Source organism: Intrasporangium sp. (assembly GCF_035280925.1).
In the GTDB taxonomy this organism is placed as follows: domain Bacteria; phylum Actinomycetota; class Actinomycetes; order Actinomycetales; family Dermatophilaceae; genus Intrasporangium.
Genome location: NZ_DATEEY010000216.1, coordinates 1 through 17741 on the forward strand (window position 1 = coordinate 1; position 17741 = coordinate 17741).

The 17741-nt window shown below is 70.2% G+C and carries 18 protein-coding genes and 1 pseudogene; 15 read left to right on the top strand and 4 right to left on the bottom strand.

All coding sequences use genetic code 11. The features are described from left to right. The 10 genes from VJN29_RS19305 to VJN29_RS19350 all read left to right on the top strand — a co-directional run. Positions 1–2367: Rne/Rng family ribonuclease (locus tag VJN29_RS19305; RefSeq protein WP_324145267.1), on the top strand; the 2367-nt coding region annotated here is incomplete at its 5' end. Between the two features lie 124 nt (positions 2368–2491). Beyond that, the gene (rplU, locus tag VJN29_RS19310; RefSeq protein ID WP_324145284.1) at positions 2492–2800 is read left to right on the top strand and encodes a 50S ribosomal protein L21; all 309 of its coding nucleotides are present in this window, start codon (positions 2492–2494) and stop codon (positions 2798–2800) included. 49 nt (positions 2801–2849) lie between these two features. Continuing rightward, the gene (rpmA, locus tag VJN29_RS19315) at positions 2850–3119 is read left to right on the top strand and encodes a 50S ribosomal protein L27 (protein ID WP_324145268.1); all 270 of its coding nucleotides are present in this window, start codon (positions 2850–2852) and stop codon (positions 3117–3119) included. A 149-nt stretch (positions 3120–3268) separates the two neighbouring features. Beyond that, the gene (gene obgE, locus VJN29_RS19320; protein ID WP_324145269.1) at positions 3269–4789 is read left to right on the top strand and encodes a GTPase ObgE; all 1521 of its coding nucleotides are present in this window, start codon (positions 3269–3271) and stop codon (positions 4787–4789) included. Between the two features lie 98 nt (positions 4790–4887). Beyond that, complete coding sequence (locus tag VJN29_RS19325) at positions 4888–6012, top strand: sensor histidine kinase (protein ID WP_324145270.1); 1125 nt, start codon at positions 4888–4890, stop codon at positions 6010–6012. A 13-nt stretch (positions 6013–6025) separates the two neighbouring features. Then, positions 6026–6808, top strand: coding sequence for a LytTR family DNA-binding domain-containing protein (locus VJN29_RS19330; RefSeq protein ID WP_324145271.1), 783 nt, complete (start codon positions 6026–6028; stop codon positions 6806–6808). Beyond that, positions 6805–7215 (top strand): hypothetical protein, encoded by a 411-nt coding sequence (locus VJN29_RS19335; RefSeq protein WP_324145272.1) that lies wholly within the window; start codon positions 6805–6807, stop codon positions 7213–7215. The genes VJN29_RS19330 and VJN29_RS19335 overlap by 4 nt, the downstream gene beginning before the upstream one ends. 28 nt (positions 7216–7243) lie before the next feature. Then, positions 7244–8815, top strand: coding sequence for a cation acetate symporter (locus VJN29_RS19340; protein WP_324145273.1), 1572 nt, complete (start codon positions 7244–7246; stop codon positions 8813–8815). A 148-nt stretch (positions 8816–8963) separates the two neighbouring features. Next, positions 8964–9302: a DUF485 domain-containing protein gene (locus tag VJN29_RS19345; protein ID WP_324145274.1), complete on the top strand. Its 339-nt coding sequence runs from the start codon at positions 8964–8966 to the stop codon at positions 9300–9302. After that, positions 9299–10939: a cation acetate symporter gene (locus VJN29_RS19350; RefSeq protein ID WP_324145275.1), complete on the top strand. Its 1641-nt coding sequence runs from the start codon at positions 9299–9301 to the stop codon at positions 10937–10939. Before VJN29_RS19345 ends, VJN29_RS19350 begins: the two co-directional genes overlap by 4 nt. 338 nt (positions 10940–11277) lie before the next feature. Here VJN29_RS19350 and VJN29_RS20410 read toward each other — a convergent pair. The 3 genes and pseudogenes from VJN29_RS20410 to VJN29_RS19365 form a co-directional block, all read right to left on the bottom strand. Continuing rightward, a pseudogene (locus tag VJN29_RS20410) lies at positions 11278–11508 on the bottom strand (MarR family transcriptional regulator); the annotation flags it as partial. Positions 11509–11587: 79 nt separating this feature from the next. Next, positions 11588–12700: a glutamate 5-kinase gene (proB, locus tag VJN29_RS19360; protein ID WP_324145277.1), complete on the bottom strand. Its 1113-nt coding sequence runs from the start codon at positions 12698–12700 to the stop codon at positions 11588–11590. An 80-nt stretch (positions 12701–12780) separates the two neighbouring features. Further along, positions 12781–13161, bottom strand: a complete 381-nt coding sequence (locus VJN29_RS19365; RefSeq protein ID WP_324145278.1) for a DUF2784 domain-containing protein — start codon at positions 13159–13161, stop codon at positions 12781–12783. Positions 13162–13315: 154 nt separating this feature from the next. Here VJN29_RS19365 and VJN29_RS19370 point away from each other — a divergent pair, with 154 nt between their 5' ends. Both VJN29_RS19370 and VJN29_RS19375 read left to right on the top strand, forming a co-directional pair. Next, complete coding sequence (locus tag VJN29_RS19370) at positions 13316–14599, top strand: glutamate-5-semialdehyde dehydrogenase (protein ID WP_324145279.1); 1284 nt, start codon at positions 13316–13318, stop codon at positions 14597–14599. 76 nt (positions 14600–14675) lie between these two features. Further along, complete coding sequence (locus VJN29_RS19375; protein WP_324145280.1) at positions 14676–15371, top strand: class I SAM-dependent methyltransferase; 696 nt, start codon at positions 14676–14678, stop codon at positions 15369–15371. A 3-nt stretch (positions 15372–15374) separates the two neighbouring features. Here VJN29_RS19375 and VJN29_RS19380 read toward each other — a convergent pair whose 3' ends face one another. Further along, complete coding sequence (locus VJN29_RS19380) at positions 15375–16451, bottom strand: glycosyltransferase family 2 protein (protein WP_324145281.1); 1077 nt, start codon at positions 16449–16451, stop codon at positions 15375–15377. 114 nt (positions 16452–16565) lie between these two features. Here VJN29_RS19380 and VJN29_RS19385 point away from each other — a divergent pair, with 114 nt between their 5' ends. The 3 genes from VJN29_RS19385 to rsfS form a co-directional block, all read left to right on the top strand. Beyond that, the gene (locus VJN29_RS19385) at positions 16566–16799 is read left to right on the top strand and encodes a hypothetical protein (RefSeq protein WP_324145282.1); all 234 of its coding nucleotides are present in this window, start codon (positions 16566–16568) and stop codon (positions 16797–16799) included. Beyond that, positions 16796–17473, top strand: a complete 678-nt coding sequence (gene nadD / locus VJN29_RS19390; protein WP_324145285.1) for a nicotinate-nucleotide adenylyltransferase — start codon at positions 16796–16798, stop codon at positions 17471–17473. The genes VJN29_RS19385 and nadD overlap by 4 nt, the downstream gene beginning before the upstream one ends. Further along, positions 17470–17741: ribosome silencing factor (rsfS, locus tag VJN29_RS19395; protein ID WP_324145283.1), on the top strand; the 272-nt coding region annotated here is incomplete at its 3' end. The genes nadD and rsfS, both read left to right, overlap by 4 nt.

The window sequence follows — 17741 nt, forward strand, 5'->3', positions numbered from 1 at the left end:
GAGGAGGTTCCCGGCGACGAGGATGCGACGCCGCGCCGGTCGCGCCGTCGGCGTGGTGGCAAGGGGCGACGCGGTCGTGCCGCCGCGGAGGGTGATGAGACCGGGTCCGAGGACGAGGACGAGGCTGCGGCCGAGGGTCAGGTGCCGTCTGACGAGGGACGCGCGGCGCGGGGCGCCGACGGAGAGCCGGGCCGGGAGCCCGAGGCGGAGGCCGAGGACGACGAGGAGGGTGGCGACGAGGAGGGCGTCTCGACCCGGCGCCGCCGTCGTCGGCGCCGCGCGGGTTCCGTCGCCGGTGAGGCCGGCGAGGATGCCCCGAACGTCTCGACGCGCATCCGGCAGCCTCGTGGGCAGACGGATGAGCCGGTTGGGGTCAAGGGCTCCACGCGTCTCGAGGCCAAGAAGCAGCGGCGTCGCGAGGGCCGGGAGGCTGGGCGGCGCCGCACGATCATCACGGAGGCCGAGTTCCTTGCCCGCCGCGAGGCGGTCGACCGGATCATGGTCGTGCGCAACAAGGACGGCCGCACCCAGATGGGCGTCCTCGAGGACGGCGTCCTCGTCGAGCACTACATCGACCAGGCGACCACCGTCTCGATGGCCGGCAACATCTACCTGGGTCGGATCCAGAACGTCCTGCCCTCGATGGAGGCGGCCTTCGTCGACATCGGCAAGGGTCGCAACGCCGTGCTCTACGCGGGCGAGGTGAACTGGGATGCGGCGGGCCTCGACTCCAACGAGCCGAAGCGGATCGAGAACGCCCTGACCTCGGGCCAGAGCGTGCTCGTCCAGGTGACGAAGGACCCGATCGGCCACAAGGGCGCCCGCCTGACCTCGCAGATCTCGCTGCCGGGGCGCTACCTCGTCTACGTGCCGAACTCCTCGATGACCGGCATCAGCCGCAAGCTGCCCGACACCGAGCGGGCGCGGCTGAAGAAGATCCTGCGCGACGTCGTCCCCGACTCGGCCGGCGTCATCGTCCGAACGGCCGCTGAGGGGGCGAGCGAGGAGGAGCTGCGCGCCGACGTCGAGCGGCTGACCAAGACGTGGGAGGACATCCAGGCCCGGGCCGAGGCCGTCTCGGCGCCCAAGGCCGGCAAGTCCAAGGGCCGGAAGAAGAACACCGGAAGCGGCTCGAGCACCTCGGGTTCTGCGCCGCTGCTGCTGCACGGCGAGCCGGACCTGACCATCAGGGTGATCCGCGATGTCTTCAACGAGGACTTCAAGCAGCTCGTCGTCTCCGGTGAGCAGGCCTGGAACGAGATCCAGCCGTACATCACGTCCGTGGCGCCGGACCTCGCGGACCGAGTGACGAAGTGGACGTCCGAGCAGGACCTCTTCAGCCACCACCGGGTCGACGAGCAGCTCGCCAAGGCCATGGACCGCAAGGTCTGGCTGCCGTCCGGCGGGTCGCTCGTCATCGACCGCACCGAGGCGATGACGGTCGTCGACGTCAACACGGGCAAGTTCGTCGGGTCCGGGGGCAACCTCGAGGAGACGGTGACGAAGAACAACCTCGAGGCCGCAGAGGAGATCGTCCGCCAGCTGCGGCTGCGCGACATCGGCGGGATCATCGTCATCGACTTCATCGACATGGTGCTCGAGAGCAACCGTGAGCTCGTCGTGCGCCGGCTCCTCGAGTGTCTCGGTCGTGACCGCACCAAGCACCAGGTCGCCGAGGTCACCTCACTCGGCCTCGTCCAGATGACGCGCAAGCGGGTCGGATCCGGCCTCATCGAGGTGTTCTCCGAGACGTGTGAGCACTGCAACGGCCGCGGCTTCATCATCCACGCCGATCCCGTGGACAAGGGCGCCGCGAGCACCGAGGCCGACCAGGGTGGCACGAAGGCGGGCCGGCGCGGCCGTCGGGGCACCTCCGCGGGCGGGAACGGCGGCAACGGGGCGCAGCCGGAGCAGAGCAAGCCGACGGGCCCGACGGCCGCGCAGATCGCGGCTGCGGCCCACGCGGCGGCCCTGAAGAGCGTCGCTGCCGTCACGACCACGCCCGACATCGCCGACATCGACACGATCGACATCGACACGACCGACATCGACACGACCGACACGGCCGACAGCGGGCAAACAGTCTCGACCAGCACGCCCGCATCGACCCACGTGGAGGCTGAGGCAGCGCCGCAGTCCCTGCACGAGGACAACGGTCCCCGGGGCGGTCAGGACGAGTCGGCCGCCGAGCAGCACTCGGCCACGGACGCTGACGGCGCCGAGCTCGAGTCCGAGGTCGACGCTTCGGCGCACGACGCCGCTCCCGTCCCCTCCGACGGCGAGTCGTCCGCGCCACGCCCACGCCGTCGCCGCGGCCGGGTCATCGCGCCGGCCGGCCCGCCCCGGATCACGTCGACGGGGGTCTGACGTCGGTTTGGTTCGGAGTGCTCCGAGCCGGTAGCCTAGATCCTCGGTGCGCCCACCGGGCTCGTGTCGACGGGCCGGTGTCGAAAGCGGCGCCCCAATCCTGATTCAGAGAGTGAGTTTCACTGTGTACGCGATTGTTCGCGCTGGCGGTCGCCAGGAGAAGGTCTCGGTGGGCGACGTCCTGCTCATCGACAAAGTGACGGGTCAGCCCGGCGACGCCGTCGAGCTCACGCCGCTGCTCCTCGTCGACGGCACCACGGTGACCTCGGACGTCGAAAAGCTGTCCAAGGCGTCCGTCAAGGCCGAGGTCGTCAAGGCGGCCAAGGGCCCCAAGATCGTCATCATGAAGTACAAGAACAAGACCGGCTACCGGAAGCGCCAGGGTCACCGCCAGCCGCTGACCCAGATCAAGGTCACGGAAATCAAGGCCTGATCGACGCGCTGCGTCTCACGGGTACACGGACTCACAAGGAGTAACTGACATGGCACACAAGAAGGGTGCGTCCTCGACCCGCAACGGTCGTGACTCGAACGCACAGCGACTCGGCGTCAAGCGTTTCGGCGGCCAGCAGGTCAACGCCGGCGAGATCCTCGTCCGCCAGCGCGGCACCCACTTCCACCCGGGTGACGGTGTCGGCCGTGGCGGCGACGACACGCTCTTCGCCCTCGTCGCCGGCGCGGTCCGCTTCGGTTCCAGGCGCGGCCGCAAGACGGTCAACGTCGACAGCATCGAGGCCGTTGCTGCCGAGTGATCGACGGTGATCGACTGATCACCAACGCAACCTCGTGGAAGGGCGGGCCCGCGCGGCCCGCCCTTTCACATGTCGCCAGCCCAGCGGCATACGGCCACCGCTTTTGCCGTATGCCGCTGAGCCGGCTTGATCTGGAAGAGTGAACTCCCATGGCAGTGAACTTCGTCGACCGCGTCGTGCTGCACCTCAGCGCGGGCAACGGCGGGCACGGCGTCGCGTCCGTCCACCGCGAGAAGTTCAAGCCGCTCGGCGGCCCGGACGGCGGCAACGGCGGCCACGGCGGTTCGGTCATCCTGCGGGTCGACCCGCAGTCGACGACCCTGCTCGACTACCACCGTCACCCGCATCGCAAGGCCGAGAACGGCAAGCCCGGGGGCGGTGACGAGCGCAACGGCGCCGACGGTGCCGACCTCGTCCTGTCCGTGCCCGAGGGGACGGTCGTCAAGGACGGGGACGGGCGCATCGTCGTCGACCTCGTCGGGATGGGCACCGAGCACGTCATCGCGCGCGGTGGTCGCGGCGGCCTCGGCAACAAGGCACTCGCGTCGGCGCGGCGCAAGGCTCCCGGCTTCGCGCTGCTCGGCGAGCCGGGGGAGGAGATCGACGTCGTCCTCGAGCTGAAGACGCTCGCCGATGTCGCACTCATCGGCTTCCCGAGCGCGGGCAAGTCGTCGCTGGTGTCGGTCCTCTCGGCAGCCCGGCCAAAGATTGCCGACTATCCCTTCACGACTCTCGTGCCCAACCTCGGCGTGGTCACCGCCGGGTCGAGCCGGTTCACCGTCGCGGACGTGCCAGGGCTCATCCCCGGCGCGCACGAGGGCAAGGGCCTCGGGCTCGAGTTCCTCAGGCATGTCGAGCGGTGCTCCGTGCTGGTCCACGTCATCGACTGCGCCACCCTCGAGCCGGGGCGCGACCCGCTGACCGACCTCGACGTCATCGAGCGCGAGCTGTCGCTCTACGTTCCCGACGCCGACCTCGGCGGGCGCCCGCTGTCCGAGCGAACTCGTCTCATCGTGCTCAACAAGGCCGACGTCCCGGAGGCCCGCGAGCTGGCCGAGCTGGTCAAGCCCGATCTCGAGGAGCGCGGCTACGAGGTCTTCATCGTCTCGGCGGTCGCACACCTGGGGCTCAAGGAGCTGACCTACGCGATGGCCCGGCACGTCGAGGCCGCACGCGCCGACGTGGCAGCGGTCGTCCCGAAGCGCGTCGTCCTCCGGCCCAGGTCGCTCGACGACCGGGGCTTCACGGTGACCCGGGAGCATGGTTCGGACGGGGACTTCTTCCGCGTCACCGGGGAGCGGCCGATCCGGTGGGTGCGCCAGACGGACTTCAGCAACGACGAGGCCGTCGGCTACCTCGCCGACCGGCTGGCCCGGCTCGGTGTCGAGGAAGAGCTGTTCAAGGTCGGGGCCGTGGCGGGGGACACGGTGGTCATCGGTGCGACCGACGATGCGGTCGTCTTCGACTGGGAGCCGACGCTCCAGTCCGGGGCCGAGCTGCTCGGGTCCCGGGGCTCGGACCTGCGCCTCGACGAGTCGTCACGCCCCACCCGTGACCAGAAGCGCGAGGCGATGCGGGACCGCTACGCTGCTCGGGCGGCGACCCAGGAGGAGCTCGACGCCGAGCGGCGCGCCGGCCTGTGGCACCTGCGCGACGACGACGACGCCTGACCGAACAGCTCACCCGTCCGCCCGATCGAGTGAACGGCTTTTGTGCCCCGAAGCTGTTCACTCGATGGGGGACGGGGTGTGTGTCCTAGGGTGACTGCATGAGCTCGTGGGGCGCGCTGCTGCGGCGTGGTCATCTCGGCACGGAGGCTGACCGGGCGACCTTCCGCACCCTGCACACGGCGGCGCAGGCGTCGCCGCCACTGCGTGCCGGGCTCAACGCCACGTCGGCCGAGCGGTCGCTGAAGTACCTTCGGGCGTTGCTCGGGGCCCCGGCCGTCGCCATGACCGACACGAGCGGGCTGCTCGCGTGGGAGGGCAGCCACAACCACCACTCGAGGCAGCCGTCGATCATCGCCGCGGGCACGCTCGACAACGGCCGGACCGTTGTCGTCGACGGGGGCGACATCGCCTGCGCGGAGCCGTCCTGCCTCGTCCGGCAGGCCATCGTCGCCCCGCTCGAGGTCGAGGAGAAGGTCGTCGGCACCCTCCAGGTCTTCACGAGTCTCGCCTCGGCCGGCCTGGTCCGGGCCACCGGCGAGGTGGCTCGCTGGGTCTCGGGCCAGCTCGAGCTCGCCGAGCTCGATGCCTCGCGCACGCGACTCATGGAGGCCGAGGTCCGGGCCTTGCGCGCCCAGATCAGCCCGCACTTCATCTACAACTCACTCACGGCCATCGCCTCGTTCACCCGCACCGACGCCGACCGGGCGCGGGAGCTGCTCCTCGACCTGGCCGAGTTCACCAGATACTCGTTCCGCCGGCACGGCGAGTTCACCACCCTCGCCGATGAGCTGCGGTCCATCGAGGCCTATCTCGTCATCGAGAAGGCGCGCTTCGGGGACCGCATGCGCGTCACGCTCCGCGTCGCGCCCGAGGTGCTGCCCGTCGTCGTGCCCTTCCTCTGCCTCCAACCCCTCGTCGAGAACGCGGTGCAGCACGGGCTCGAGGGCAAGGTCGGGGACGGGGAGATCACCATTCTCGCGCAGGACGCCGACCACGAGTGCCTCGTGACCATCGAGGACAACGGCGTGGGCGAGGACCCGGAGAAGGTGCGCCTCGCGCTCGCCGGGGACGGGAGCACCGACTCCGTCGGTTTGGCCAACGTCGACGAGCGGCTCCGTGCAGCCTTCGGCGACGACTACGGGCTCCTCGTCGAGACGGCTGAGGGCGCCGGCACCAAGGTCACCGTGCGCCTGCCCAAGTTCCGCCCCGGGGTGCACGTATGAGCAGGATGCTCCCGTGACCAGTCCGACCACGTCCACGGCGTCCGGTACCGCGCCCGAGCGGCTCCGGGTGCTCGCCCTCGACGACGAGGAACCAGCGCTCGACGAGCTGGTCTGGCTGCTCGGCCGGGAGGAGCGGATCGGCGAGGTCATCGCCTCTGACTCCGCCGCCGAGGCGCTCCGGATCCTCCATGAGCGGCCCGTCGACGCGATCTTCATGGACGTCCAGATGCCCGGACTGACCGGACTCGACCTCGCTCGGGTCCTGTCCCGCTTCACCACCCAGCCACCCGTCGTCTTCGTCACCGCCCACGAGCAGCACGCGGTCGACGCGTTCGAGCTCAACGTCGTCGACTACGTCCTCAAGCCCGTTCGCGACGAGCGCCTCGCCGAGGCCGTGCGGCGGGTCGTCAGCCGGATCGAGGGACGGGAGACGGTGCCGACGGCACAGGACGACAGCATCCTCGTCGAGCTCGCTGGGGTGAGCCGACTGGTCCCGCGTTCGGACGTCCTCTACGTCGAGGCGCAGGGCGACTACGCCCGGTTGCACACCGCGAACGGCAGCCACCTGGTCCGCGTGCCCCTGACCGCCCTCGCGGACCAGTGGCGAGACGCCGGTTTCGTCCGGATCCACCGCTCCCTGCTCGTCGCCCTGGGCCACATCGCCGAGTGGCGCACCGAGGGGGGCCGGACCACCGTCGTCGTCGGTGGGCACGAGCTCGGCGTCAGCAGGCGCCACACCCGCGCGCTCCGGGACCTGCTCGTCAAACGGGCCCAGCCCGGCAGGGAGCGCCGATGAACCGGGAGCCGGCCCAGCGGCATACGGTCGAGAAAGCAGCCCAGCCGGCCGCGCGGGTCACGGTGACGTCGCCCCGAACCCGGGCAGCCCGAGCGCGCCGCGTGTCGATCGCCTCCGAGATCGACTCGCAGAGCCGGCTGGGCGAGGTCTACGTCGACTCCCTCATGCGCAGCCAGCTGCGCCTCTCGCTGGCGGTGCTCGCGGCGCTCGCGTTCACGCTGGGCTTGGTGCCGCTCGTGCTCCACCTCGTGCCGGCCGTGGGCCGCGTCGTCGTCCTCGGCGTCCCGGTGCCGTGGGTCATCCTCACCGTGGTCGCCTTCATAGAGATCGTCCTGCTGGGGGTGTTCTACGTGCGCCGGGCGGAGCGCAACGAGGCCGCCTTCAGCGACCTGCTGGACAACCGGTGAGCCGAAGTGAGCCCGAAGTGAGCCCGAAGTGAGCACGGCAGCCAGCGTCGTCGCTGTCGTCGTCGTCGCCATCGCGTCACTCGCGGTCGGCGCCTTCGGCCTGCGCATCTCCCGGACGATGAGCGACTTCTACGTCGCCTCTCGCGTCGTCGGTCCGGTGCTCAACGCGTCGGCGATCAGTGGCGAGTACCTCTCGGCCGCCTCGTTCCTCGGCGTGGCCGGCCTCATCCTGGCCCGCGGTGTCGACATGCTCTGGCTGCCGGTCGGATGGACGGCGGGCTACCTGTTGCTGCTCGTCTTCGTCGCGGCTCCGCTCCGGCGCTCGGGCGCCTACACGCTGCCCGACTTCGCCCAGCTGCGCGTCGAGTCGATCCAGGCACGGCACGCCGCCAGCCTGCTCGTCGTCGCCATCGGCATGCTCTACCTCATCCCGCAGTTCCAGGGTGCGGGGCTCACCCTGCGCACGCTCACGGGTGCGCCGCTCTGGGTGGGCCAGGTCGTCGTCGCCGTCATCGTGGTGCTCAACGTCCTGCCGGGCGGGATGCGCAGCGTCACCCTCGTGCAGGCGTTCCACTACTGGCTCAAGCTGGTCGCGCTGCTCACGCCGGTCTTCTTCCTCGTCGGGGCCACGATGACAGGTGGTGCCCCAGCGGCGATCAGTCGCCTGGACGCGGTCGACTGGGCCGAGCCGCTCACCGGTGACTACGCGCTCTACCTCACGTACTCGCTCGTCCTCGCGACCTTCCTCGGCACGATGGGGCTGCCCCACGTCGTCGTCCGGTTCTACACCAACCCCGACGGGCGGGCGGCGCGGCGGACGACGCTTGTCGTGCTCGGCCTGCTCGGTGTGTTCTACCTGCTCCCGGTGACCTACGGCATCCTCGGCCGGATGCTCGCCGCGGACCTCGTCACGTCCGGGCGGACCGACTCCGTGGTGCTCGAGCTTCCCGGCCGGATCTTCTCCGGAGTGCTCGGCGACCTGCTCACCGCCCTCATCGCGGCGGGCGCGTTCGCCGCCTTCCTCTCGACGTCGATGGGCCTGGTCGTCTCCGTCGCCGGCGTCCTCAGCCAGGACGTGCTGCGCCGGCGCACCGAGCTCGGCCACGGGGTGAGCGCCTTCCGCCTCGCGACCCTCATCGCCGTGGGACTCGCCCTGGGCCTCACCTTCGTGTCCGCGCGCGTCCCGGTTGCCCACGCCGTCGAGCTCGCCTTCGCCGTCGCCGCCTCGACCTTCTGCCCCATGCTCGTGCTCGGCATCTGGTGGCGCCGGCTCACCGCCGCCGGGGTCATCGCCGGACTGGCGGTCGGCGGGTCGCTGTCGATGACGGCCGTGCTCGCGACGATGATCGGGATCGACGCCGACGGGGTGCTCGGTGTGATCTTCACCCAGCCCGCCGCGGTCACCGTCCCGGCCGCCTTCGCGACGATGATCGGCGCCTCGATGGCGACGCGCCACCGCCAACCACCCCACGTCGCGCAGACGATGGTGCGCCTCCACGCCCCTGAGCACCTGATCCTCAACCGGGGGCCCTTCAACCCCGAGGGGCACTCGGAAAGACAGCACGAGCAGCGACCCGAACGAGTAACCGCTCGTCGTTGATCACCGACCGTTCGTCGCAGCCGTTTCTCGCGCACGGCGACCCATGCGCACCGTTCAGCGACGTGCCCGGCCGCCGGGTGCCGTTACCTGGGTCACACCTCCTAGCGTGTGCCCACCCCCACAAACCACCAAATGGAGGTGGCTTCCAGTGAGCAACGAGGCTCCAACACCGGTCACCGAGGACCGGAACATAGAGATGCAGAACTCGGCGGAGTTCGCAGAGCTCCGGAGCAAGTTCCGCAAGTTCGTCTTCCCGATGACCGTCGCGTTCCTGGCGTGGTACTTCCTCTACGTCCTGCTGTCCGTGTTCGCCAAGGACTTCATGGGAACGCGCGTCTTCGGCGAGATCACCTGGGGCCTGATCTTCGGGCTCCTCCAGTTCGTCACGACCTTTGCCATCACGATGTACTACGCCCGCTGGGCCGACCGCGAGTTCGACCCGCGGGCCGAGGCCCTCGCCGAGAAGATGGGTGGTCACCACCGATGAGCGCACTCGCCACCCTCGCTGCGGCCGAGACCTCGGTCGGCAACCCGACCCTCAACATCGCGATCTTCTTCGTCTTCGTCCTCATCACCCTGGCCATCGTCATCAAGGTCTCGAGGGGCAACCGCGGAGCTGCCGAGTACTACGCCGGCGGCCGCGCCTTCACCGGTCGCCAGAACGGCATCGCCATTTCGGGTGACTACCTCTCGGCCGCGTCGTTCCTCGGCATCGCCGGCGCCATCGCCCTCAACGGCTACGACGGCTTCCTCTACTCGATCGGCTTCCTCGTCGCCTGGCTCGTCGCGCTGCTGCTCGTCGCCGAGCTGCTCCGCAACGTCGGCAAGTACACGATGGCCGACGTGCTCAGCTTCCGGCTGCGCCAGCGCCCGGTCCGGATCGCCGCGGCGATCTCGACGCTCGCCGTCTCGTTCTTCTACCTGCTGGCCCAGATGGCGGGTGCCGGTGGCCTCGTCGCCCTCCTGCTCGGCATCGACAGCGTCGTCGGCCAACGGGTCGTCGTCGGCATCGTCGGGGTCATCATGATCTTCTACGTCATCTACGGCGGCATGAAGGGCACGACGTGGGTCCAGATCATCAAGGCCGTTCTGCTCATCGCTGGCGCCGGCCTGATGTTCATCTGGGTGCTCAGCATGTTCGGCTTCAACCTGTCCAGCCTCATCAGCGCCGCCAACGAGACGACCGCGAACGACCTCGGCACCCCGCGTGACCTGATGCAGCCGGGCCTGCAGTACAAGAACCCGATCGACTTCATCTCGTTGTCGATGGCGCTGGTTCTCGGCACCGCCGGCCTGCCGCACGTGCTCATGCGCTTCTACACGGTGCCCACCTCGCGCGAGGCGCGCCGCTCGGTGGTCTGGGCGATCTGGCTCATCGGCCTGTTCTACCTGTTCACGCTCGTCCTCGGCTTCGGCGCTGCCCAGATGCTCGGCCCGAGCGAGATCAAGAACGCCCCGGGAGGCGCCAACTCGGCTGCACCGCTGCTCGCCTTCGAGCTCGGCGGCGAGATCTTCCTCGGCATCATCTCCGGTGTCGCCTTCGCGACGATCCTCGCGGTCGTGGCGGGCCTGACGATCACGGCGTCGGCGAGCCTGTCGCACGACGTCTACAACACCATCGTCAAGGACGGGAACGCCACCCCGGAGGAGGAGGTGAGGGTCGCCCGCATCGCCGCCCTCGTCCTGGGCGCGATCGCGATCATCGGCGGCATCTTCGCCATGGGACAGAACATCGCCTTCCTCGTGGCCCTCGCCTTCGCCATCGCGGCGAGCGCGAACCTGCCGACGATCCTCTACTCGCTGTTCTGGAAGCGGTTCAACACCCGCGGCGCGCTGTGGAGCATCTACGGCGGTCTCATCAGCGCGATCACGCTGATCATCTTCAGCCCGGTCGTGTCCGGCAAGCCGATCGACCCCATCACGGGCAAGAGCCCGTCGATGCTCCAGAACGTCGACTTCCACCTCTTCCCGCTCGACAACCCCGGCATCGTCTCGATCCCGCTCGGCTTCATCCTCGGGTACATCGGCACGGTGACGAGCAAGGAGTACAACGCGGCGAAGTACGCCGAGATGGAGGTCCGCTCCCTCACCGGCGTCGGTGCGGAGAAGGCCACCCACCACTGACCGCCACCTTCCAGCGCAGGCGAGCCCAGCGGCATACGGCATGGTCCGTATGCCGCTGGGCTCGCTTCGCGTGCCCTCTCAGACCCGCTCCGGCGGGGTCCTGCGGGGCTAGCGTCAGAGGGCATCGAGGTGGCCTCCCGAATCGACGCGACCAGCGCCCTGGCGCGCTCGAGCTCGGGGCGTCCGATGGCCTTCCCGTGGGCGTCCGACCAGGCCTTCTGGTCGATCGAGATTCTGTGCAGGATCTCCTGGCCCTTGCGGGTGGGGCGCAGGAGCTTCGCCCGCAGGTGGTCCGGGTTCGGTGTGTATGCGACAGGGCCGTCGCGCTCGAGCAGGTCGGCAACCCGTTGTACGGCTTGGCGGGCGATCCCCCGCCTGCGGGCGATCTGGGCGACCGTCGACGGCTGGTCCTCGACCGCATCGAGGATCACCCAGCGCGCCAGCGTCTGGCCATGGGCCCGGGCCAGCGACTCGCCGGCGGCGGTGAAGATGCCGCCGAGCCGGTCGACCAGATGGCTGTGGATCACCGGCACGGCCGCGTCGGCTGCCCGGCTGTACCACGAGAACATGCACGCGCCGACGCAGTGGGGCCGCGCGCCGTCGCCCGTCCCGGTCGGGGCATCCGCCAGGTGACGTGACCCACCCTGGTCAGAGGATGACGAGGTCGTCGCGGTGGATGACCTCGCGCTCGTAGGCGGGGCCCAGCGCCTTGGCCAGTTCCTTCGTGGAGCGCCCGAGCAGGGCCGGCAGCTCGTTCGATGCGTAGTTGACGAGCCCGCGGCCGATCACCGAGCCGTCAAGGGCGCAGACGTCGACCGGGTCGCCGTCATGGAACGTGCCCTCGACGGCGGTGATGCCCGCGGGCAGGAGCGACTTCTTCAGATGCACGAGGGCGTGGACGGCTCCGTCGTCCACCAGGAGCCGACCGCGGGCCGAGGTGGCGTGCTCGAGCCAGAGCCGTCGCGTGCGGCCCCGGCGCCCGACGGGCAGGAAGACGGTGCCGACATCCTCGCCGCGGAGCACGTCGATGACGCGGTCCGCAGCCGTGACCAACGTCGTCACGCCGGCCGCCGTGGCGATCCTGGCGGCCTCGAGCTTCGTCACCATGCCGCCGCTGCCGACCTTGGAGCCGGCCCGTCCGATCTCGACGGCGGCGAGGTCCTCGGGGCCCTTGACGACCGGAACTCGCTGCGCGCCGGGGCGATCCGGCGGGGCGTCATAGAGCGCGTCGACGTCGGACAGCATGACGAGTGCGTCCGCATCGATGAGGTGGGCGACGAGCGCCGCCAGCCGGTCGTTGTCGCCGAAGCGGATCTCCGATGTGGCGACGGTGTCGTTCTCGTTGACGATGGGCAGCACCCGCAGGTCGAGCAGGCGATCCAGGGTGCGGCGGGCGTTGGCGTAGTGCGTCCGCCGAGTGAGGTCGTCGGCGGTGAGGAGCACCTGCCCGACGGTGATGCCATGCGCCGCGAAGGACTGCGTGTACGCGGCGAGCAGGGCGCCTTGGCCAACGCTGGCGGCGGCCTGCTGCGTCGCGAGGTCTCGCGGTCGCGACGCGAGACCGAGCGGGTGGATCCCGGCGGCGATGGCGCCGGAGCTGACGAGGACGATCTGGGTGCCCCGCACGTGCTGGTGGGACAGGGCGTTGACGAGGGCGACGAGGCGCGCGTGGTCGATCCCGGCGTCGGTACCTGTCAGCGAGCTCGACCCGACCTTGACGACGAGGCGGCGAGCGCTGCTGATGACGGACCGGGGCGACACGGGAACCAGCCTAGTGACGGCGCTCACTGCAGGTGTTGCGCGACCACGAGGGCTCGACGGATACCTCGAACGGGACCGGGTCAGCCGTGGCCGGCCAGGTGGCGGGTCCTCGGGCGATGGCGGTACGCGAGCACGACCCACGACACCAGCACTGCCGCGGCGGCGAGGGACTGGAGCACGGGGGCGTGGTCTTCGGGGTAGATGACACCCTCGAGGTACGTGTCGATGAAGCCGGTCGGCTCGAGTTTCTGCTGCCCTGCGCGCTCCCGAGCCCAGTTCTCCATCCAGGTGAGCGGGCACGGAGTGCCGACCACGACGATCGCCAGCCCCCAGACCGCGGCCGGGACGTGCACCCAGATGAGCCACGGCCAGCGCCAGGCTGCGAGGCCGCCCACGACGACGAAGGCGATGAAGCCGAAGTGCACGACCATCACCAGATCCGCGAGGAGCCGGTAGGCCATACGTCGAGCGTAGTGCGCCGTGGCGCGACATCAACCAGGGAACGCCTCGGGTCAGGCGGTGGGGCCTCGAGGCAGATTCCGTATGCTGCTCAGCCCGGTCCCAGCCCACGGATCCGTGGGATATGGCGTTGCGTCCACGACCTACCCTTGAGGCATGTCCCAGACGATCGACTCCACCGTCGTCGAGCAGGTCAACGAGCTCGCCGACCGCGCCCGCGTGGCCTCCCGTCGACTGGCCCTGCTGTCCCGGGCCGAGAAGGATGCCGCTCTCCACCAGCTCGCCGACGCGCTCGTCACAGCGACACCGCGGATCCTCGAGGCCAACGCGTCCGACCTCGAGCGCGGCCGCGCGAACGGCATGCCGGAGGGCCTCCAGGACCGCCTCCGCCTCGATGCCGACCGCGTCGCGGGCGTTGCCCAGGCCCTGCGCGACGTCGCCGCGCTACCGGACCCGGTCGGAGAGATCGTCCGCGGCTCCACCCTGGCCAACGGGCTTCAGATCCGACAGGTCCGCGTCCCCATGGGGGTCGTCGGCATGATCTACGAGGCCCGTCCGAACGTCACCGTCGACGCCGCCGGCCTCGGCCTGAAGTCGGGCAATGCCGTCATCCTCCGAGGGGGGTCTGCGGCGGGCGAGACCAACCAGGCGATCGTCGAGACGTTGCGTGAGGCCCTTGCGGCACAAGGACTCCCGGCCGACGCCGTGACCAACCTTGTGGAGGGCGGGCACGACGCCGCGCGCGCCCTCATGACGGCGCGGGGCCGCGTCGACCTCGTCATCCCGCGCGGCGGAGCCGCCCTCATCCAGACCGTCGTCCGCGAGTCGACCGTGCCCGTCATCGAGACCGGCGTCGGGGTCTGCCACGTCTATGTCGACAAGTCCGCCGACCTCGACAAGGCGGTGGCGATCGCCTTCAACGCGAAGACGCACCGCCCGAGCGTGTGCAATGCGGCTGAGTCCCTGCTCGTCCACCGCGCCGTCGCGGCCGACTTCCTGCCCAAGGCGCTCACCGACCTCGCCAACGCGGGGGTGAGACTCCACGTCACGCCCGACGTGACGCCGTACGCGGAAGCGAGCTCAGCGGCATACGACATCGCGTCCGAGAAGGACTTCGACACGGAGTGGCTGGCCCTCGAGCTCAACGTCGCCGTCGTCGACGACCTCGACGCGGCGATGGACCACATCCGCCGGCACGGCTCCGGGCACACCGAGGCGATCGTCACGGAGGACCGCGCGGCGGCCCGCCGGTTCACGCAGGAGGTCGACGCAGCAGCTGTCATGGTCAACGCGAGCACGCGCTTCACGGACGGTGGGGAGTTCGGCTTCGGGGCAGAGATCGGCATCTCGACGCAGAAGCTGCACGCCCGAGGACCGATGGCGCTGCCCGAGCTGACGACGACCAAGTGGATCGTCGAGGGGGACGGCCAGATCCGGTGAGCCCGGGCGGGCCGCGGGGACCATTTCGTCGGGCCACACGTGGCGCAGCCGCCGCGCACTGGCATGATGGCGCGCCATGGAGGCCACTGAAGTCCGCAAGCTCGCTGCGCTCGAGGGGCGCCACTGGTGGTACCAGGAGCGTCGGCACCTGCTCGCCGAGGCGATCCGCGGGCTCGAGCCGGGCCGAGCCATCGACATCGGTGCCGCCGGCGGTGGCAACACGATGGTGCTGCACCGGGCCGGCTGGCGGGCCACCGCGCTGGAGTACAGCGCCGACGGAGCCGAGGTGGCTCACGAGCGGGGACTGCCCGTGCTCCGGTCCGACGCGACCAGCCTGCCGCTCGCGGACGACTCCCAGGACCTCGTGGTCGCCTTCGACATCCTCGAGCACCTCGAGGACGACGACGCGGCCGTCCGGGAGGTCCACCGCGTGCTGAAGCCGACCGGCACGTACCTCGTCGCCGTCCCCGCGGATCCCCGACTGTGGTCGGCGCACGACGAAGCGGTCCAGCACGTCCGGCGTTACACGCGAGCCGAGCTGGTCGCAGTGCTCGACCGCGGCGGATTCGAGGTGGACGACGTCCGGTCATGGAACGTGCTGCTGCGGCCCGTCGTCGCGCTGCGGCGGCGGGCGTCGACGGGGTCGGACCTCGACGACCTCCATCCGGCCGTCAACGCCGCGTTGCGAGGCATCATCATGGCCGAGCGATACCTGCCCGTGCGCCAGCTGCCCGGTGTGAGCCTGCTCGCTAGGGCGCGGCCGCGGGTGTGACCCTCAGGTCGCCCGGTCGGCACGCTCCCGAACGGGCGCCTGCTTCGGTGCGGCGCCGTCGTGGGCAACCGGCACGCCGCGGGTGGCGATGTGCTCCTCGCGCGGCGTCGCGGGCAGGGGAGTGTCGGTGGGACCGTGCTTGGGCGAGCTCTCCGCCAGCGAGTCGTAGGCGATGAAGTAGGTGGGGCGGCCCTGCAGCTGGGCATACATCCGGCCGATGTACTCACCGAGGATGCCGACGCAGACGAGCTGGACCGCGCCGACTCCGGCGACGATCGCGACGGTCGAGGTCCAACCGGCAACGGTGTGCCCCTGGGCCCGGGCGATCAGCGTGTAGACGATGAGGAGCACGGCGAGGAGGGCACCGAAGAAGCCGGCGAAGGTCGCCAGGCGCAACGGTGCGATGGAGATCCCGGTGAGGGAGTCGACGGACAGCCGGAGCATCTTGAGCAGGGGGTACTTCGTCGACCCGGCCGCCCGCTCCTCGCGCTTGTACTGCACCGTGTCGGACGGGAAGCCGAGGGCCGGCACGACGAACCGCAGCACCCGGTTGTGCTCCGGCAGGTTGTTGACCGCGTCGACGGTCGCGCGCGACATGAGACGGAAGTCACCCGCATCGGCGTGCGCGGACGTGCCCGACATCAGGCGGATGAACCGGTAGAACGACTGCGCGGAGACGCGCTTGAACCACGAGTCGGTCGACCGGTCGTTGCGCACGCCGTAGACGACGTCGACGTTGTCGCGCCTGGCCGCCTGGAGCATCTCCCCGATGACCTCCGGCGGGTCCTGGAGGTCCGCGTCGAGCGTCACCACGTAGTCGCCGCGCGCGGTGGCGAGGCCCGCGGAGATGGCGGCCTGGTGGCCCGCATTCGCCCGCAGGCGCAGCACGCGCAGCGCCGGCCACTCCCGGTGGTACCGGTGCAAGAGCGCCGGCGTCAGGTCCCGACTCCCGTCGTCGACCGCGACGACCTCGTAGGTCACGCCCATGCCGTCGAGGAGCGGCCGCAGCCGCTCGACGAGCAGCGGCAGCACGTCCTCCTCGTTGTACATGGGGATGACGACGGACAGCTCGGGCACCATGGGCTCCAGCCTACGGCGCTGTGGCGCCGCGGTGACGACCCCTGCGCCCGCCCCTCCCGTGGCAGGTGGCCGGTCGTGCGCCGATGGTGAGCAGGTGGGCGCTAGGCTGGCCGCATGTCTGATCGTGTCCTGACTCTGGCGGCGCAGGGCGAGGAAGCCACGCGCGAGCTGCCCATGCCGGCCGTGATGTACTTCGTCATCACCTTCGTCCTGTTCCTGGTGGCGCTCGCCGTCACGTGGTCCTTCCGCAACACCGCCCACAAGGTGCCGGTGTCGACGCACGTCGACCAGCACGGCCGCATCCAGATCGAGGGCCACCCGGGCCACACGGACGGGGCGAGGCACTGAGCGGGCGCCGCCGCATCGGGGTCATGGGTGGGACGTTCGACCCCATCCATCACGGCCACCTTGTGGCGGCCAGCGAGGTCCAGGCGCTCTTTGGCCTCGAGCAGGTCGTCTTCGTCCCCACGGGCCAGCCGTGGCAGAAGTCACAGACCGAGGTCTCGCCCGCCGAGCACCGGTACCTCATGACGGTCATCGCGACCGCCTCCAACCCTCGCTTCACAGTGAGCCGGGTGGACATCGACCGACCCGGCCCGACGTACACGATCGACACGCTCCGGGACCTGCGCGCCGAGCGTCCGGACGACGAGCTGTTCTTCATCACCGGCGCGGACGCCCTGGCCGACATCCTGTCGTGGAAGGACGCGGACGCCCTGTGGGAGCTCGCACACTTCGTCGGTGTGACGAGGCCGGGCCACGTCCTGTCGGACAAGGGGCTTCCTGAGGATCGGGTCACCCTCCAGGAGGTGCCCGCGATGGCCATCAGCTCGACGGACTGCCGGGCGCGGGTAGTAGGCGGCGAACCCGTCTGGTACCTCGTGCCCGACGGTGTCGTCCAGTACATCAACAAGTACTGCCTCTACACCGGTCTGCCGTGCGGGGCGCCTCCCGTCGAGCCCCTGGCGCGCCGGGTTGCGATAACCGCCACGAATGCCCTCTCGCCACAAGGAGACCAGTGACAGCAACAGCCCACGCGCTCCAGCTCGCCAAGGCCGCCGCGAACGCCGCCGAGGAGAAGATCGCCGAGAGGGTCACGGCGATCGATGTCAGCGACCAGATGCCGCTGACCGACATCTTCGTCATCGCCTCGGCCGCCTCCGAGCGACAGATCGGCTCGATCGTCGACGAGGTCGAGGACCGGCTGCGCGAGCTCGGCTCCAAGCCGATCCGGCGCGAGGGTGAGCGCGAGGGCCGCTGGGTCCTCATCGACTTCGGCGACATCATCGT

Bases quoted from the DNA above. Each gene is read 5' to 3' on its own strand.
- rpmA (WP_324145268.1), top strand. From the start codon at position 2,850: ATGGCACACAAGAAGGGTGCGTCCTCGACCCGCAACGGTCGTGACTCG.
- obgE (WP_324145269.1), top strand. From the start codon at position 3,269: ATGGCAGTGAACTTCGTCGACCGCGTCGTGCTGCACCTCAGCGCGGGC.
- VJN29_RS19325 (WP_324145270.1), top strand. From the start codon at position 4,888: ATGAGCTCGTGGGGCGCGCTGCTGCGGCGTGGTCATCTCGGCACGGAG.
- VJN29_RS19335 (WP_324145272.1), top strand. From the start codon at position 6,805: ATGAACCGGGAGCCGGCCCAGCGGCATACGGTCGAGAAAGCAGCCCAG.
- VJN29_RS19350 (WP_324145275.1), top strand. From the start codon at position 9,299: ATGAGCGCACTCGCCACCCTCGCTGCGGCCGAGACCTCGGTCGGCAAC.
- VJN29_RS19365 (WP_324145278.1), bottom strand. From the start codon at position 13,161: ATGGCCTACCGGCTCCTCGCGGATCTGGTGATGGTCGTGCACTTCGGC.
- VJN29_RS19370 (WP_324145279.1), top strand. From the start codon at position 13,316: ATGTCCCAGACGATCGACTCCACCGTCGTCGAGCAGGTCAACGAGCTC.
- VJN29_RS19375 (WP_324145280.1), top strand. From the start codon at position 14,676: ATGGAGGCCACTGAAGTCCGCAAGCTCGCTGCGCTCGAGGGGCGCCAC.
- VJN29_RS19380 (WP_324145281.1), bottom strand. From the start codon at position 16,451: ATGGTGCCCGAGCTGTCCGTCGTCATCCCCATGTACAACGAGGAGGAC.
- VJN29_RS19385 (WP_324145282.1), top strand. From the start codon at position 16,566: ATGTCTGATCGTGTCCTGACTCTGGCGGCGCAGGGCGAGGAAGCCACG.